The sequence below is a fragment of the Candidatus Methylomirabilota bacterium genome (assembly GCA_035315345.1).
Lineage (GTDB): Bacteria > Methylomirabilota > Methylomirabilia > Rokubacteriales > CSP1-6 > CAMLFJ01.
Window position 1 is genome coordinate 1 of sequence record DATFYA010000119.1, and the last position, 15908, is coordinate 15908.

A 15908-nucleotide genomic window follows, 5' to 3' on the forward strand; every position below is an offset into this window, starting at 1 on the left:
AGCCTGGACCGGGGCGCCCTGAGCCGCGAGCTGTCGGTGGCCGCCTCCGTCGAGGGCCACGTGCTGCACCTGGCCCGCATGGCCGCGGAGTCGGGGCTCGACGGCTGCGTGGCCTCGCCCAACGAGATCGCGGCTCTGCGCACCGACCGCGGGGCCAACTGGGTGATCGTGACGCCCGGGGTGAGGCCGGCGGGCAGCGACTCCGGCGATCAATCGCGCATCGCGACGCCGCGCGCGGCGGTCCAGTCGGGAGCCCGCTACCTGGTGGTCGGCCGGCCCATCACCGCGGCGTCCGATCCGGCGCGCGCCGCCGAGGCGGTGCTCGCGGAGATGGGCTCGTGATCGCGGCCGCCCACGCCACCCTCATCCGCAGCCTCTACGACATCGGAGCGATTCGCTTCGGCGAGTTCACGCTGAAGTCCGGTATCGTCTCGCCGTTCTACATCGACCTGCGCGTGGTCATCTCCTTCCCGGAAGTGCTCGAACAGGTCGGCGCGCTCATGGCCATGGAGGTGCGCCGCTGCGGCGGGGAGCGCGTGGGTGGCATCCCCTACGCGGGCCTGCCGCTGGCGGTGGCGGCCAGCCTGGCCGGCCGGGTGCCGCTGGTCTATCCGCGGCGCGAGGAGAAGGGCTACGGCACCCGCAAGCGGATCGAGGGACAGTTCAAGCCGGGCGAGCGAGTGGTGCTCATCGACGACATCATCACCGACGGGGCGAGCAAGCTCGAGGCGATCCAGCCGATGGAGGAGGCCGGGCTGGTCGTGAAGGACCTGGTCATCCTCATCGACCGCGAGCAGGGCGGCCGCGAGCTGCTGGCCGCGCGCGGCTACGCGCTCCACTCGGTGCTCACCATCTCGCAGTGCTTCGACGAGGGAGAAGCCACCGGGCTGGCGCCAGCCCATCTGGTGCGTCAGTCCCGGGAGTTCCTCAAGGCCACCCGGTTCGCGTGATGCCCACGCCGCACGGCGGCCCGGGCGAAGTCCTGATCGAGCGGGAGGCGCTCCAGGCCGAGGTGGCCCGGCTCGCCGCGAAGATCTCCGCCGACTACGAGGACAAGCCCCTGCACCTCATCGGCGTGCTCAAGGGCTCGGCGGTCTTTCTCTCCGATCTCATGCGGGCCCTCACGATACCGGTGACGGTGGACTTCATCTCGGTCGTGCCCTACGGCCCCGGCCCGGTCTCGGCGTCGGGCGTGGTGCGCATCCGCAAGGACCTGGACGAGCCGATCGAGGGGCGCGACATCGTGGTGGTGGAGGGGATCTGCGCGAGCGGGCGGACGCTCGCCTACCTGCTGCGGAACTTCCGTACCCGGAACCCCGCGTCGATCCGGGTGTGCACGCTGCTGGCCAAGCAGTGCGGGCGCGCGCAGGACCTGACCCTCGACTACGTGGGGCTCGAGATCCCGGACGTGTTCGTGGTGGGCTACGGGCTCGATCGCGAGGAGCGGTACCGGAACCTGCCCTACGTGGCCCGCCTCGCGTAGTATGCTGACTTCGTGAGGCCTTCACTCCTCCATCGGATCACCGCGCTCACGATGCTCTCCCTGCTCCTGAGCGCGGGGGGCTGTGCGACCGGAACCGGCGAGTCTCGCACCGTCCAGCTCGCCGAGCGGCCGACGTGGGAGCCCAACGACGCGTGGACCTACGCGGGACGCCGAGCCGGCGGCCCCTACACGATCACCCGGAAGGTGCTGCGCGAGGGCCTCTTCGAGGGGTACCCGGCCTACGAGGTCGAGGCGGGCGCCGCCCACTACTGGTTCACGAAGCGTCTGGGATATCTGGCCCGGCTGAACGGCGACAAGGTGGTGAGGCGCGCGATCCCGCCCGAGGACTTCCAGTGGCCGCTGCAGGTCGGCAAGCAGTGGTCGTCCACCTTCACCTGGACCGACGGCGGCGAGCCGGAGCGGCGGACCATCACCACCGGCATCTGGGCGGTGGAGGGCTACGAGGACGTCAAGACGCCGGCGGGCACCTTCAAGGCCTTCAAGATCTCGCGGCGCGAGGTGCAGAGCGGGGCGTGGCAGGAATTCTGGTACAGCCCGGTGGTGAAGAGCTGGGTCAAGATCCGGGCAGGCGGCGGCCCCGACGGCGACTTCGAGGAGGAGCTGAGCGCCTACTCCACCCACTGACCGCGTCCGCGGTCAGCGCTTCTGGTATTCCGGCCGCCACCGCAGCAGCCGCGCCTCCACCTGGCGGATCCCGAGGGCCATCACGATCCCGATGGCGCCCAGCACGATCAGGGCCACCATCATGTCGGCCGCGTTGAGCGTCCCGAGCGACTGGATGATCAGATAGCCGAGGCCGCCTCCGGACTCGCCTCCGATGAACTCTCCCACCACGACTCCGATCAGCGCGAACGAGATCGAAGGCGTCAGCGAGGCGAAGGTCCAGGCGAGCGCGGACGGCACGATCACGGTGGTCATGATCTGCCGCTCGGAGGCGCCCAGGAAGCGCGCGGAGTGGATCAGGTCCGCGTCCACGCCGCGCGCGCCCTGGAAGGTGTTGAAGAACACGATGAAGAACACGATGCTCCAGGCCAGCACGATCTTGGCGAGCAGGCCGAAGCCGAAGATCATGGTGATGAGCGGCACCAGGGCGATGCGGGGCAGCGAGTTGAAGGCCACGATGTAGGGCTCGAGGATCCGGGCGAGCCGATCGCTGCGCCCGAGCACGAGGCCGGCCACGAAGCCGGTGGAGACGCCGACGAGGAAGCCCCAGATCGTCGACTGCACGGTGGACAGTGCCATCTGCCAGATGCCGAGGCGCACCTTCGGTGACATGAGGTACACGAAGCGCTCCGCGATCGCGGACGGCCGGCTGATGAAGAAGGGGTCGATCCAGTAGAGACCGGGCATCTTCGAGACCGCCTTGATGCCGGTCAGCCACTGCCACGCCGCGAGCACCGCGACCAGGATCAGCACCTGCCAGGCCAGGATGCGCAGGCGGTCCGTGGTCATGCTGGCGGACAGCCGTTCACTTCTTCAGGCCTGCGGGGGCCCAGACATGGCCCCCGCACTCCCCCGGCCGGCGGACAGCCCGTTGCGGGTGGCCGTCATGGCGTGGGCGCCCGGAATTCTTCGCCGAGGGCGTGCCAGATCTCGCTGTACTCGCGGGAGTACTCGTCGGTCTCGCGGAGATGGATGACGTCGCGCGGGCGCGGCAGCTTCACGTCGTAGATCTGCTTGATGCGCCCGGGCCGGCGCGTCATGACCACGACGCGGTCGGCCAGGGTGATGGCCTCCGAGAGGTCGTGGGTGACGAAGATCACGGTCTGCTGCTTGGCCTGCCAGAGGCTCAGCAGCTCGGCGTGCAGATTCAGCTTGGTATGGGTGTCGAGGGCGCCGAACGGCTCGTCCATCAGGAGGATCTCCGGGTCGATGACCAGCGAGCGCATGAGGGCCACCCGCTGCCGCATGCCTCCGGACAGCGTCGCCGGATAGGCGTCCTCGAAGCCCTGGAGCCCGGCGAGCGCGATGGCTTCGCGCACGCGCGCAACCCGCTGAGCGGCCGGCACGTTGCGATACTCCAGCCCGAGCGCGATGTTGCGCTCGACGGTGCGCCACGGGAAGACGGTGTCCTTCTGGAAGACGTAGCCGACCGTCGCCGGCGGCGCTCCGAGCACCGGTTGCCCGTCCACGAGGATCTCTCCGGCGCTGGGCGCGATGAGGCCGCCGATCATGTTGAGCACGGTGGACTTGCCGCAGCCCGAAGGGCCCACGATGGCCACGAACTCGCGCTCGCGCACGTCGAGGGACACCGCGGAGACGGCCGGGACCTCTCGAGCACCCTGGCGGAAGGTCTTCGAGAGGTCCCGGACGGAGATGCGAACGCGCGACGGCACCGCCGACTTACTTGAACTTGGCCTGCGCCTTCTTGACGAAGCTCATGTCGACGGCCTGCTTGTAGGGAATCGGCTTGTCCAGCGCGGTGGGCACCCAGACCTTCATGCCGCGGTCGTAGTCCTTCTCCTCGACGATGAAGTCCCAGTCGAAGATGGTCCGGTAGTAGCGCACCGATTCCAGCACCACCTCGCGCTTGAAGGTCTCCATGTACGGCTTCCACAGGAGATCGGTGACCTCGTCGTCCTTGGCCCGGTGGATCCACTGCTGGGCGCGGTAGCAGGCGTTGACGTAGGCCTGCACGAGGTCGGGCGACTTCTCGACGGTCTCCTTCAGCACGTAGCCCACCGTGACCGGGATCGGCCCGCCGAAGACGCGGTTCCACGCCTTCTCGTCCCGGATGTCGTACAGCGGCTTGCCGAAGCCTTCCTCGACCGCGGCGGACTGCCACTCCGGCACCGCCATGATCGCGTCGAACTTGCCGGCCTTCAGGCCGCCCAGCATGGTCGTGGACGCGCCCCCGCCTACCCACTCGACGTGATCGTTGACCGGCTTGCCGTCGGCGCCCGTGATGTTCTGCAGCACGTAGACCCCGTAGACGTACGTCCCGGAGCCGATCGCGGTCGCGGCCACCACCGCCTTGCGTCCCACGAGCTTGGAGTCGGCGAGCGCCTCCACCGTACGAACCCCGCGTTCCCACAGCTCCTTGCGGACGACGATGTTGGCGTAGGAGCAGCGCGTGTCGGTGGCGAAGATCATCAGGGCGTCCTTGCCCTTCTCGGTGATCTTCAACGGATGGTTCGAGTCGCCGAGCGCGAACTGCACCTGGCCCGCCGCGAGCGCCTGCACGACCTTGGCCCCACCACCCGGCACCACGAAGTCGGGAGTCTTGACGCCCTCCTCCTCGAAGAACTTCTTCTGGGCGGCCACCAGGTGCTGGCCATAGACGAAGGTCGATACGCTATGGGACGCGGTCATGGTCTTGAGGCCCTGCGCGCGAGCCATCCGGGCCCACGGGACGACGGCGAGACCGCCGGAGAGCCCGGCGGTGGTGAGGAACTCCCGCCGGGTCCAGCGTCCGGTTCGTGGCTCCGATGCCATGCGGGCATGCTACATGCCGCCGGCCCGGACTGTCAACGCTTGATTGGCCCAAAGACATTGACAGATAAGGTTTTTTGGTCTATCGTCCGCGGGTGATGGTCGTCGCTGCGCTCCCCTTCACGGTCCGGCGGATGCTCCCGCCGAGGCTCCCCACGAGGCCCTGATGATCCGCAGCATGACCGGGTACGGACGGGCAGAAGCCGGCGGGGGCCGGACGATCCTCACGGTCGAGTGCAAGTCGGTCAACCACCGGCACCTCGACATCTCGATCAAGCTGCCCCGGGTGCTCGGCGTCTTCGAGGCCGACGCCCGCCGGCTGATCCAGGCCGCCCTGCAACGCGGACGCGTCGACGTCAGCGTCACGCTGACCGCAGCCGAAGGCACGGTGCTGAACCCGCTCACCGTGAACCTGGCGCAGGCCAGGGAATACGCCGATGCCGCCCGTCAGCTCGCCGAGACGCTGGATCTGCCGGACGGGCCGACGCTCGGCTGGGTGATGGGGCAATCCGGTGTGCTCACCCGCGAGGAGCAGACCCCGCTCGCGTCCGAGGAGACCTGGCCGCTCCTCGAGAAGGCGCTGAGCGCCGCGCTCGCGGAGCTGCTCGAGCGCCGGCAGACTGAAGGCGCCGCCCTGGCGCAAGAGCTGGCCGGGCTCGGATCGGTGCTCGAATCCCATCTCGAGACGGTGGCGCAGCGGGCGCCGGCCGCGGTGGAGCGCCGGGCCACGCGGCTGCGGGAGCGCATGCAGGCGATGCTGGCCGGCGCCGACGTCGATCCGGCGCGGCTGGCCACCGAGGTCGCGGTGTGGGCCGACAAGACCGACGTCAGCGAGGAGCAGGCGCGACTGCGCGCGCACCTCGCCCAGCTCGGGACGCTGCTGGCCGGCGACGAGGCGGTCGGCCGCACCCTCGAGTTCCTGATCCAGGAGATCCACCGCGAGGTCAACACCATCGGATCCAAGGCCGACGACCTCGAGATCTCCCAGGCGGTCATCGCGGCCAAGTCCGCCCTCGAGAAGATGCGCGAGCAGATCGCGAATGTCGAGTAGGGTGAGCCGCCGACGCTTGGTGAGCCGCAGCCGAAGGCATGTTTGGTGAGCCGCAGCCGAAGGCGAGGCGAACGGATATGAAGTGTAGTAAGGGCAGTCAGCGATGCAGCTGATCAAGCGACGCGGAACGCTCGTCGTGGTGTCCGCTCCCTCCGGGGCGGGCAAGACCACGCTGTGCCACGAGGTGCGCTCGCTCGTGCCCGATCTCTACTACTCGGTCTCCTACACCACCCGCCCGCCGCGCCACGGCGAGACCAACGGGGCCGATTTCTTCTTCGTCACCGAGGGGGTCTTCATCGCGATGCGCGGCCGCGACGAATTCGCGGAGTGGGCCGAGGTGCACGGTCACTACTACGGCACCCCCGCGAAGGCGCTGGAGGCCGCGCTGGGCCGGGGCCTCGACGTGCTGCTCGACATCGACACCCACGGAGCGCGACAGCTCCGGCAGCGTTATCCGGAGGCGGTCTCGGTGTTCATCATGGCGCCGTCGATGGCCGAGCTGGAGGCCCGGCTGCGCGAGCGCAACAGCAACTCTCCCGGCGACATCGCGCGCCGGCTCAGCCGGGCCAAGGAGGAGATCGCGGCCTGGCGCCAGTACGATTACCTCATCATCAACCGTGACGTGAAAGACGCGGTGGACCAGCTCGCCACGATCATCCAGGCCGAGCGCTGCCGCACGAGCCGATTGACCCTACGCTTCCCCGACATGGAGGTGCCGGCGTGATGTCGTTCCCATCGCTCGAGAAGTCCCTCGACAACGTCTCCAACCGTTACATGCTCGTCGTCCTGGCCGCCAAGCGCGCCCGTCAGCTGAACCGGGGCGCCAAGGCCCAGGTCGACACGCGGCACAAGAAGCCCACCAGCACCGCGCTCGAAGAGATCGCCGAAGCCCGCGTCGGCTACCGCGTCAAGGAAGAGGACACCCCCAAGCTCTAGAACGGTCATGCCCCTACGCGACGCCCACCTGATCCTCGGCGTCACCGGCAGCATCGCCGCGTTCAAGGCGGTGTACCTGCTGCGCGAGCTGACTCGCGCCGGCGCCCAGGTGACGGTGGTCACTACCGCCCACGCGGAGCGATTCGTGGGGGCGCTCACCTTCCGCACGCTCTCGGGCCGGCCGGTGCTCTCCGATCTGTTCGATCCGCAGAGCCCCGACGCGGTCGAGCACGTGGCCCTCGCCGAGCGTGCGCACGCCCTGGTGGTCGCGCCCGCGACCGCGAACGTCCTCGCCAAGGCGGCGCACGGCATCGCCGACGATTTCCTCACCACCCTGCTGCTCGCGGCCCGCTGTCCGGTGCTGATCGCGCCCGCGATGGACGGGGGCATGTGGGACCACGCGGCGGTGACCGCGAACGTGGCCACGCTCCGCGCGCGGGGCGTGAGCGTGCTGGAGCCGGATGCGGGCGAGCTCGCCTCGGGGCTCTCCGGGCGAGGCCGGCTCCCCGAGGTCGAGACCATCATCGAGGCGCTCGAGCGCCTCCTGTCCCCTCGCCGCGACCTGGTGGGCGAGCGCGTGCTCGTCACCTCGGGGCCGACGCGGGAGCCGATCGATCCGGTGCGGTACATCTCGAACCGGTCGTCGGGCAAGATGGGCCAGGCGGTGGCGACGGCCGCCCTCCGGCGCGGGGCCGAGGTGATCCTGATCTCGGGTCCCACCACCCTCACCCCTCCGGCCGGCGCGACCTACGTCCCGGTGCAGACCGCCGAGGACATGCGCGAGGCCGCGTTGCAGCATCTGGGACGCTCCACCATCGTGATCAAGGCGGCGGCGGTCGCCGACTACCGGGTCAAGCGACCCAGCGCGACCAAGATCAAGTCGAGGAAGGACGAGGATCTCACCCTCGAGCTGGCGCCCAATCCCGACATCCTGCGCGAGCTGGCCTCGCGCAAGGGGCAGGCCTTCCTGGTCGGCTTCGCGGCCGAGACCAACGACGTGCGCGCCAACGCGGCGGCCAAGCTCGCGGCCAAGGGCGTCGATCTCCTGGTGGCCAACGACGTGAGCGTCAAGGGCATCGGGTTCGACGCCGAGGACAACCAGGTCACGCTGCTCGACCGCTGGGGCGGCGTCACGGATCTGCCCCGCATGAGCAAGCTCGAGGTGGCTGACGCCATCCTCGACCGTGTGCTCGGCCTGCGGGCGGGCCAGCGGAGCGAGACCCGCGCCGCGCCGCGCGCCGGGGGATGAGCGACCCGCGCGAGGTCGTCGCGGACGCCCTGCACGGGCTGGCCGACACCCTCCGGCATCACCGCGATCTCGGCCTGCGCGACCTGCCCCTCTCCTCGATCCCCTTCCCGGATCCCGCCGACGCCCTCCGCGAGCAGGAGCGCGCGCGACAGGGCTGCACGCTCTGCAAGCTTTGCAAGAGCCGCACGAACATCGCGTTCGGCTCGGGCGCCGCGCGCGCTCGCCTGATGGTGGTGGGCGAGGGCCCCGGCGAGGAGGAGGACAAGCAGGGTGTGCCCTTCGTGGGGCGCGCGGGCCAGCTGCTGACCCGGATGCTCGCCTCGGTGGGCTTCGATCGCGAGCGTGACTGCTACATCGCCAACGTGGTCAAGTGCCGGCCCGAGCGCAATCGCAATCCGGAGCCGGACGAGGTGGCGGCGTGCACCCCGTTCCTGATCGCGCAGATCGACACGATCCGTCCCCACGTGATCCTGGCCCTCGGCAACTTCGCGGCCCAGACCCTCATCGGCACGAAGGAGGGCATCACCCGTCTGCGCGGGAAGACCTACTCGTACCGGAGCAGCGTGCTCGTTCCGACCTTCCACCCGGCGTTCCTCCTGCGCAATCCCGGCCAGGAGTTCAAGCGCATGGCCTGGGATGACCTCAAGCTGGCGCGGCGAGAGTACGATCGGCTCGCCGGCTCCGAGGCTCGCTAGATCGAGCGGTCGGCCCGGGTGATCGCCGACATCATCTTCGACATCCCGCTCGACCGTCCCTTCTCGTACCTGGTGCCCGACGGGCTGGCCCTGAGCCGGGGGCAGCGCGTGAGCGCCCCGCTTCACGGACGCAGTCGGATGGGCGTCGTGGTCGCACTGAGGCACGGAGATGCGACCCGACTGAAGCCCGTGCAGCGAGCGGTCGAGCCGGTTCCCATCGCTTCGGACGCCGCGCTCGACCTCGGCCGCTGGGCAGCCGACGAGAGCCTCTCCTCCTGGGGCTCGACCGTGCTCTCGCTGCTGCCGCCGCCCCCCCGCTCCGGAGCGGCCGAGACGGTCTCGCCCCCCGCCGAGTCCTCCCCGGGTGAGGCGCGGCCTCGCGAGCTGTGGATGGACCATCGACGCGAAGGACGCCTGGCGGCAAGCCTGGAGCGCGGGTCCGACGTCGCGCTGGTGATCGCGCCCGATCGCGACGCGGTGGCCCGCTGGGCGCAGCGGCTCGACGCGGCCCGGCTCGACAGCGGCGTCGGCCTCGCGGAGCGGCGCCGGGCGTGGTTCGCCGCGTCCCGTGGCCGCAGCCGGGTGGTGGTCGGCACACGCTCGGCCCTCCTCGCCCCGCTCCCGCCTCCGGCCACCCTGGCCTTGATCGACGAGCACGATCCGGCGCACAAGCCGCCCGGAGCACCGCGACTGCACTCGCGCGACCTGCTGGTCCGCCGGGCCGCCCTGGACGGCAGCCGGCTGCTCCTGCTCTCCGCGACCCCGTCGGTGGAGACATGGTGGCGCGCGCAGAACAAGGAGACCGTCCAGGCCGAGGCGGAGCCGGGCCCCTGGCCGGAGGTCATCACCGCGGACACTCGTGGCATCCTGAGGAATCATCCGCTGACCCTGCCGCTCACGCGCGGCATCGAGGAGAGCGCCCGGCAGGGCCGGCGCGCCGCTCTCATCGTGAGCCGGCGCACCGCCGCGCTGGCCTGCGACGAGTGCGGAGTGATCCTCCGCTGCCCCGACTGCGGGGTGCCGCGGGCGCTCTCGCGGGATCGGCGGGAGCTACGGTGCCCGCTCTGTGCCCGAGTCGACGCGCCGCCCGATCGATGCCCGGGCTGCGGCGGGCGCCGGCTCTCGCCGTTCGGCTGGGACGCCGAGCGCGTGCAGACCTCGGTGGTGCGCCGCTTCCCGCGCCTCACCATCTCGCGCGAGAACCGGGAAGCCCAGGTGGTGATCGGCACCTCCGCGCTGCTGCGGACCCTGCCCGCGCGCTCGGTCGGCTGCGTCGGCTTCATCGCGCTCGACACCCTGTTGCGCGTCCCCGACTTCCGGGCCGGCGAGCGCGCGTGGCAGCTGTTGTGGGAGGCCGCGGAGGCGGTCGCGCCGGGCGGCCGGCTGGTGGTGCAGACGCAGCATCCCGATCACTACGCGGTCCGCAGCGCCCGCGCGCAGGATCGAGCCGCGTTCTACGCCGAGGAGCTGCGGTTCCGGTCCGAGCTGGGCTACCCGCCGTTCCGTCGGATCTGCGAGATCTCGATGAGATCCCGCGAGGAGGGCACGTCGCGCGCGCTGGCCGCCGACTGTGCCGCGGCCCTGCGGGGCATCCCCGGGCTCACGGTGTATCCGCCCGCCTCGGTGAGCCCGCCCGGAGCGCGTCTCCGCCGGGTGCGCTTCGTGATCAAGGGCCCGGCCGAGCTGCCCCGTCTGCTGGCGTCGGCGCTGGCGCCCTTCCTCGGCCGGCGACGGGGCTCGGTCGGTATGGTAGAAGTAGAGATGGATCCGCAGGGAAACGGCTGATTCCGAGAGGAGACGAGCGTCGTGGCATTGCTGACGGTGAGACTGTACGGCGACCCGGTCCTGCGGCAGGTGGCGGCGCCGGTGACCGAGATCACCCCCGCGATCAAGCGGAACATCGCCGACATGACCGAGACCATGTGGCACCAGGTCGGCATCGGCCTGGCCGCCCCTCAGGTCGGCCTGTCCTATCGCATCCTCGTGATGGACGACGGCAAGGGCGGCGCCCAGGCGCTGCTGAATCCGGTCATCGAGAGCCGCACCGGGACGGTGCGGGAGGAGGAGGGCTGCCTTTCGCTGCCCGGCATCTTCGCCGAGGTCGAGCGCGCCAGGACCATCCGGGTCTCGGCGATGGGCGTCGACGGCCAGCCGATCTCGTTCGAGGCGGGCGGGCTCACGTCGCGCGTCGTGCAGCACGAGCTGGATCACCTGGACGGCGTGCTCTTCATCGACCGGCTGCCGCCGGTGACGCGCGACCGCATCAAGAAGAAGATCCAGAAAGAGGGCTTCCCCAAGGAGACCGGGCACCACGCATTCGCCCTCTAGCGGACCGGAACTGCGCGTCCTGTTCTACGGCACCCCCGCGTTCGCCCTTCCGACGCTCGAAGGCCTGCTGGCGCGCCACCATGTCGTCGCGGTCATCACCCAGCCCGACAAGCCGGCCGGGCGCGGCCGCGCCCTCGCCACGTCGGTGGTGAAACGCCGGGCGCTGGAGGCGTCGCTGCCGGTGCTGCAGCCGCCGCGTCTGCGCGATGCGGGATGGCCCGAGCGCCTCGCCGAGTATCGGCCCGACGTGGGGGTGGTCGCCGCCTTCGGCCAGATCCTGCCCAGGGCCGTGCTCGACGTGCCGCCGCACGGCTCGATCAACGTGCACGGGTCGATCCTGCCGCGCTACCGCGGCGCCGCGCCGATCGCGTGGGCCATCATGCGCGGTGAGACCGAGACCGGGATCACCACCTTCCAGATGGACGCCGGGATGGATACCGGGGACATGCTCCTGCGCGAGGCCACGGCCATCGCGCCCGACGAGACCGCGGGCGAGCTGTCGGCGCGGCTGGCCGAGATCGGCGCGCGTCTCCTGCTGGAGACGCTGGAGCGCCTGGGCTCCCTTCCCCGCATCCCGCAGGATCCGGCCCGGGCCACGCTGGCGCCGCGCCTCAAGAAGGAGGACGGCTGGCTGCGCCCCACCGAGCCCGCCCGCGACCTCGTCAACCGCGTGCGCGGGTGCAACCCGTGGCCGGGCGCGGCCCTGACGACACCGGCCGGCCGCCTCCTGATCTGGCGCGCCCAGGCCCTTCCATCCGAGGCCGCTGAAGCCCCCGGCACGCTGATTCCCCTCTCCCCTCCGGGGAGCGGGCAGGGTGAGGGGCCAATGGCCATCACCACCGGCGCCGGCCTCCTCTTCCCCCTCGAAGTCCAGCCGGAGAACCGCAAGGCCATGCCCTGGGCCGACTTCCTTCGCGGCGCCCGACTTCGACCCGGCGCGCGGGTGAGCGAGCCGACACGATGAGCCCGGTGCTCAAGGCGGGTCCGGTCTCGCAGGCGCGCTACGAGGCCCTGCACATCCTGGTACGGGTGGAGCGCGATCGGGCCTTCGCCGACATCGCCCTCGAGCACGCGCTGGAGCGAGCGCGGCTGGACGCCCGCGACGCGGCGCTCTGCACCGAGATCGTCTACGGTACGCTGCGATGGCGCCGGCATCTGGACTGGCGGCTCACGCCGCATCTCAATCGACCGCTCGCCAAGCTCGATCCTTGGGTGCGCGCGCTGCTGCGCCTGACCGCCTACCAGCTCGTGTACCTCGACCGCGTCCCGCGCTGGGCCGCGGTGGACGAGGCGGTCAGCGTGGCGCGGCTGAAGTCGCGTGTGCCGGGACCGGCCGAGTTCGTGAACGCGGTGCTCCGCTCGCTGACCCGCGCGCCCCAGCCGCCACGGCTCCCCGCCGATCCGATCGAGGCCGCCGCGATCCGCTGGTCGTTCCCGGACTGGATGGCCGCGCGGTGGATGAGGCGTTACGGCGCGGCGGAGGCCGAGCGGCTCATGGCCGCGCTCGACGAGCGTCCGCCGGTGACCATCCGGGCGAACACACTCCGCATCTCGCGCGACGAACTGGCGCGCCGGCTGCGCGACGAGGAGCTCGCGGAGACGGATCCCACCACGCTGGCGCCCGAGGGGCTCACGGTGCGGCGTGGCGCGGTCGGCCGGTGGGCCGCGTTCACCGCCGGCTGGTGCTCGATCCAGGACGAGGCGTCGATGCTCATCGCCCGGCTGCTCGACCCGCAGCCCGGCGAGCTGGTCGCCGACGTGTGCGCGGCGCCCGGCACCAAGACGACCCACCTGGCCCAGCTCATGGGCAACCGGGGGAAGATCATCGCGATGGACCCGAACGCGGCGCGGCTCCGGCTGCTGACGCAGGCCGCGACCCGGCTGGGCGTGAGTATCGTGGAGGCGCACGTGGGCGGCGTGGCGTCGGTCTCCGGGCGCTGGAAGGATCGCTGCGATCGGGTGCTGGTGGATGCGCCGTGCTCGAATCTCGGCGTGGTGCGCCGCAATCCGGACGTGAAGTGGAAGCGCGAGGAAACCGAGCTGGGCCGCCTGGCCGAGAAGCAGCACGGGATCCTGGAGACGGCGGCGGGGCTCGTGAAGCCGGGCGGGCGCCTGGTCTACGCCACGTGCTCGCTCGAGCCCGAGGAGAACGACGATCTGGTGCGGGCCTTCCTCGATCGGCATCCGGCCTTCCGCGTGGACGCGCCGGCGGGCTTCCCGGTGACTCCGGGCGCGGACGGCATGATCCGGTGCCTGCCCCACGTCCACGGCACCGACGGCTTCACCGCGGTCCGCCTGATCCGGGCGGGCTTTGCAGCCCCCGCGGCTTTCGGGTAAGGTCACACCATGAAGATCGCCCCCAGCATCCTGTCGGCCGATTTCGCGGCGCTGGGCGAGGCGATCGCCCGGGTCGAGTCCGCCGGCGCCGACCTGCTCCACGTGGACGTGATGGACGGCCACTTCGTGCCCAACCTCACGATCGGCCCCCCGGTCATCGAGTCGATCCGCAAGCGCACGCGGCTGCCGCTGGACGTCCACCTCATGATCGAGGAGCCCGAGCGCTGGGTGGAGACCTACGTGGGCGCCGGCGCGGACTACGTCACCGTCCATGCCGAGGCCAGCACGCACCTGCAGCGCGCCCTCAGCGCCATCCGGGAGGCCGGCGCCAGATCCGGGGTGGCCCTGAACCCTTCGACGCCCCCCGAGGTGCTGCAGTACGTGCTGGAGGACCTGGACCTGGTCCTCGTGATGTCGGTCAATCCCGGCTTCGGCGGGCAGTCATTCATTCCGACGGCCTACGAGAAGATCCGGCGGCTCCGGGAGATGATCGCCAATCGGGACGTCCTGGTCTCGGTGGATGGCGGGGTCAAGATCGATAACGCAGCGCGTCTCGGTCGAGCGGGGGCGCAGGTCCTGGTGGCCGGGTCGTCCGTCTTCGGGACCGCGGACCCGGGGGCGGCGGTGGCCGCCCTCCGGAGTGCCTCGGAAGTAGCGGTATCAGCTTGACTTTTCCGTTCCGCGTCAGTATCCTCTAGCGTTCCCAAGCACATACCACCAGGTGGCAACACGATGCTCGACAGCCTGACCAGTCGTCTGACCGGAATCCTCGACCGGCTCCGTGGGTTTGGCCGGTTGACGGAGGAGAACATCCAGGAGGCCCTGCGCGAGGTGCGCATGGCGTTGCTGGAGGCCGACGTCAACTTCAAGGTCGTGAAGGGGTTCGTCGAGCGCGTGCGGGTGAAGGCGGTGGGGCAAGACGTGCTGCAGTCGTTGACGCCGGGCCAGCAGGTCGTGAAGGTGGTGCGCGACGAGCTGATGGAGCTCCTGGGCGGCTCCGGACATCGACTCGCGATGGCGCCGCATCCGCCCACGGTGGTGATGCTGGTCGGACTGCAGGGCTCGGGCAAGACCACCAGCGCGGCGAAGCTCGCCCGTCACTTCCAGAAGCAGGGACAGCACCCGATCCTGGCCTCGGCCGACGTGTACCGGCCCGCCGCGATCGATCAGCTGAAGACGCTCGGAGCCCAGCTCACCATTCCCGTGCTGGGCGAGGCGAGCCGCAAGCCGGTGGACATCTGCACCGAGGCCCGCGACGACGCGGCCCGGCGCGGTCTCTCTCCGCTCATCCTCGACACCGCGGGGCGGCTGCACATCGACGAGGACATGCTCGAGGAGCTGCGGGCCATCAAGCGCGCGGTGAGCCCTCACCACGTGCTGCTCGTCGTCGACGCGATGACCGGGCAGGACGCGGTCACGGTGGCGGAAAAGTTCAACGCGGCCATCGGTATCGACGCGGTCATCCTGACCAAGATGGACGGCGACGCGCGCGGCGGGGCCGCCCTGTCGGTGCGCGAGGTGACCGGACGGCCCATCGCGTTCGTCGGCGTGGGCGAGAAGACCGACGCGCTGGAGCCGTTCCATCCGGACCGGCTCGCGCAGCGCATCCTGGGCATGGGCGACGTGCTCTCGCTCGTCGAGAAGGCCCAGGCCACCGTCGACGCCCAGCAGGCCGAGGAGCTCGCCCGCAAGATCCGCGACGACGCGTTCACCCTGGAGGACTTCGCGACCCAGCTCAAGCAGCTGCGGTCCATGGGTCCGCTCGGGCAGATCCTCGACATGGTGCCCTTCTTCAAGGGCGCGCGCGGCCTTCCCAAGGACATGGAGGGCGGGGAGGAGGAGCTGCACCGGTACGAGGCGATCATCGCCTCGATGACCCCGCACGAGCGGAGGGAGCCCGCGGTCATCAACGGCAGCCGCCGCTCTCGGATCGCCCGCGGCAGCGGCACCAGCGTGTCGGACGTGAACCGGCTGCTCAAGCAGTACGCGCAGCTCAAGAAGATGATGAAGGGGCTCAAGCAGATGGAGGGGCGCATGGGCAAGCTCAAGGGCGCCCTGCCCTTCCTGCCGCGCTGAGCCCCGTTCCACGGCAGCGCAGCACAACCCAGAGAGAGGTGACCTCGTGGCAGTCCACATCAGGCTGAGACGGACGGGAACGACGCGGAAGCCGGCGTACCGGGTGGTGGTGGCGGACTCGCGCGCCGCGCGCGACGGCAAGTTCATCGAGGTGATCGGGCACTACAACCCGCTCACGAATCCACCCACCGTGAAGATCGAGGTGGAGCGGGCGCAGGAGTGGATCAAGAAGGGCGCCCAGCCGAGCAACACCGTGAAGCACCTCCTCGCCCGGGCGGGAGCCGCCGCGAAGGCGTAGAT

General features: G+C 70.6%; 19 protein-coding genes. 16 read left to right on the plus strand and 3 right to left on the minus strand.

The window, feature by feature from the left end; all coding sequences use genetic code 11:
* The 4 genes from VKN16_16510 to VKN16_16525 all read left to right on the plus strand — a co-directional run.
* Positions 1-342, plus strand: a 342-nt coding sequence (locus VKN16_16510) for an orotidine 5'-phosphate decarboxylase / HUMPS family protein (GenBank protein HME95810.1), incomplete at its 5' end; no start/stop codon positions are given.
* Entirely contained in the window at positions 339-950 is a 612-nt protein-coding gene (gene pyrE / locus VKN16_16515; GenBank protein HME95811.1) for an orotate phosphoribosyltransferase, read from the plus strand. The genes VKN16_16510 and pyrE, both read left to right, overlap by 4 nt.
* Positions 950-1483: a hypoxanthine phosphoribosyltransferase gene (gene hpt / locus VKN16_16520; protein HME95812.1), complete on the plus strand. Its 534-nt coding sequence runs from the start codon at positions 950-952 to the stop codon at positions 1481-1483. The genes pyrE and hpt overlap by 1 nt, the downstream gene beginning before the upstream one ends.
* Positions 1484-1495: 12 nt before the next feature.
* Positions 1496-2128: a hypothetical protein gene (locus VKN16_16525; GenBank protein HME95813.1), complete on the plus strand. Its 633-nt coding sequence runs from the start codon at positions 1496-1498 to the stop codon at positions 2126-2128.
* Between the two features lie 12 nt (positions 2129-2140).
* Here the strand turns inward: VKN16_16525 and VKN16_16530 are convergent, their stop codons facing one another.
* From VKN16_16530 to VKN16_16540, 3 genes are all read right to left on the minus strand, one after another.
* Entirely contained in the window at positions 2141-2956 is an 816-nt protein-coding gene (locus tag VKN16_16530) for an ABC transporter permease (protein ID HME95814.1), read from the minus strand.
* 95 nt (positions 2957-3051) lie between these two features.
* On the minus strand, positions 3052-3822 hold the full coding sequence (locus VKN16_16535; protein HME95815.1) for an ABC transporter ATP-binding protein: 771 nt from the start codon (positions 3820-3822) through the stop codon (positions 3052-3054).
* Positions 3823-3847: 25 nt separating this feature from the next.
* Positions 3848-4939 (minus strand): ABC transporter substrate-binding protein, encoded by a 1092-nt coding sequence (locus VKN16_16540; GenBank protein HME95816.1) that lies wholly within the window; start codon positions 4937-4939, stop codon positions 3848-3850.
* 163 nt (positions 4940-5102) lie between these two features.
* Between VKN16_16540 and VKN16_16545 the strand changes: the two genes are divergently transcribed.
* The 12 genes from VKN16_16545 to rpsP all read left to right on the plus strand — a co-directional run bounded on the left by VKN16_16545 (position 5103) and on the right by rpsP (position 15906).
* The gene (locus VKN16_16545; GenBank protein ID HME95817.1) at positions 5103-5987 is read left to right on the plus strand and encodes a YicC/YloC family endoribonuclease; all 885 of its coding nucleotides are present in this window, start codon (positions 5103-5105) and stop codon (positions 5985-5987) included.
* A gap of 112 nt (positions 5988-6099) precedes the next feature.
* On the plus strand, positions 6100-6711 hold the full coding sequence (gene gmk, locus VKN16_16550; GenBank protein HME95818.1) for a guanylate kinase: 612 nt from the start codon (positions 6100-6102) through the stop codon (positions 6709-6711).
* Positions 6711-6923 carry a DNA-directed RNA polymerase subunit omega gene (gene rpoZ / locus VKN16_16555; GenBank protein HME95819.1) on the plus strand — a complete coding sequence of 71 codons (213 nt, stop codon included), beginning with the start codon at positions 6711-6713 and terminating at the stop codon, positions 6921-6923. The genes gmk and rpoZ overlap by 1 nt, the downstream gene beginning before the upstream one ends.
* A 7-nt stretch (positions 6924-6930) precedes the next feature.
* Positions 6931-8172, plus strand: a complete 1242-nt coding sequence (coaBC, locus tag VKN16_16560) for a bifunctional phosphopantothenoylcysteine decarboxylase/phosphopantothenate--cysteine ligase CoaBC (GenBank protein HME95820.1) — start codon at positions 6931-6933, stop codon at positions 8170-8172.
* On the plus strand, positions 8169-8867 hold the full coding sequence (locus VKN16_16565; protein HME95821.1) for a uracil-DNA glycosylase: 699 nt from the start codon (positions 8169-8171) through the stop codon (positions 8865-8867). Before coaBC ends, VKN16_16565 begins: the two co-directional genes overlap by 4 nt.
* Positions 8868-8885: 18 nt before the next feature.
* On the plus strand, positions 8886-10652 hold the full coding sequence (locus VKN16_16570; GenBank protein ID HME95822.1) for a hypothetical protein: 1767 nt from the start codon (positions 8886-8888) through the stop codon (positions 10650-10652).
* Between the two features lie 21 nt (positions 10653-10673).
* On the plus strand, positions 10674-11195 hold the full coding sequence (gene def, locus VKN16_16575) for a peptide deformylase (GenBank protein HME95823.1): 522 nt from the start codon (positions 10674-10676) through the stop codon (positions 11193-11195).
* Between the two features lie 19 nt (positions 11196-11214).
* Complete coding sequence (fmt, locus tag VKN16_16580; GenBank protein ID HME95824.1) at positions 11215-12159, plus strand: methionyl-tRNA formyltransferase; 945 nt, start codon at positions 11215-11217, stop codon at positions 12157-12159.
* A complete protein-coding gene (gene rsmB / locus VKN16_16585; protein ID HME95825.1) occupies positions 12156-13532 on the plus strand; it encodes a 16S rRNA (cytosine(967)-C(5))-methyltransferase RsmB in 1377 nt (458 codons plus the stop codon). The genes fmt and rsmB overlap by 4 nt, the downstream gene beginning before the upstream one ends.
* 9 nt (positions 13533-13541) lie before the next feature.
* The gene (rpe, locus tag VKN16_16590; protein ID HME95826.1) at positions 13542-14201 is read left to right on the plus strand and encodes a ribulose-phosphate 3-epimerase; all 660 of its coding nucleotides are present in this window, start codon (positions 13542-13544) and stop codon (positions 14199-14201) included.
* Between the two features lie 63 nt (positions 14202-14264).
* On the plus strand, positions 14265-15608 hold the full coding sequence (gene ffh / locus VKN16_16595) for a signal recognition particle protein (GenBank protein ID HME95827.1): 1344 nt from the start codon (positions 14265-14267) through the stop codon (positions 15606-15608).
* Positions 15609-15654: 46 nt separating this feature from the next.
* Entirely contained in the window at positions 15655-15906 is a 252-nt protein-coding gene (rpsP, locus tag VKN16_16600) for a 30S ribosomal protein S16 (GenBank protein ID HME95828.1), read from the plus strand.
* The last annotated feature ends 2 nt before the right edge of the window (positions 15907-15908 follow it).

What these genes read in the sequence shown, in the direction of transcription:
- hpt (HME95812.1), top strand. Translation starts at nt 950, where the DNA reads ATGCCCACGCCGCACGGCGGCCCGGGCGAAGTCCTGATCGAGCGGGAG.
- VKN16_16530 (HME95814.1), bottom strand. Translation starts at nt 2,956, where the DNA reads ATGACCACGGACCGCCTGCGCATCCTGGCCTGGCAGGTGCTGATCCTG.
- VKN16_16540 (HME95816.1), bottom strand. Translation starts at nt 4,939, where the DNA reads ATGGCATCGGAGCCACGAACCGGACGCTGGACCCGGCGGGAGTTCCTC.
- VKN16_16545 (HME95817.1), top strand. Translation starts at nt 5,103, where the DNA reads ATGATCCGCAGCATGACCGGGTACGGACGGGCAGAAGCCGGCGGGGGC.
- rpoZ (HME95819.1), top strand. Translation starts at nt 6,711, where the DNA reads ATGTCGTTCCCATCGCTCGAGAAGTCCCTCGACAACGTCTCCAACCGT.
- coaBC (HME95820.1), top strand. Translation starts at nt 6,931, where the DNA reads ATGCCCCTACGCGACGCCCACCTGATCCTCGGCGTCACCGGCAGCATC.
- VKN16_16565 (HME95821.1), top strand. Translation starts at nt 8,169, where the DNA reads ATGAGCGACCCGCGCGAGGTCGTCGCGGACGCCCTGCACGGGCTGGCC.
- rsmB (HME95825.1), top strand. Translation starts at nt 12,156, where the DNA reads ATGAGCCCGGTGCTCAAGGCGGGTCCGGTCTCGCAGGCGCGCTACGAG.
- rpe (HME95826.1), top strand. Translation starts at nt 13,542, where the DNA reads ATGAAGATCGCCCCCAGCATCCTGTCGGCCGATTTCGCGGCGCTGGGC.
- ffh (HME95827.1), top strand. Translation starts at nt 14,265, where the DNA reads ATGCTCGACAGCCTGACCAGTCGTCTGACCGGAATCCTCGACCGGCTC.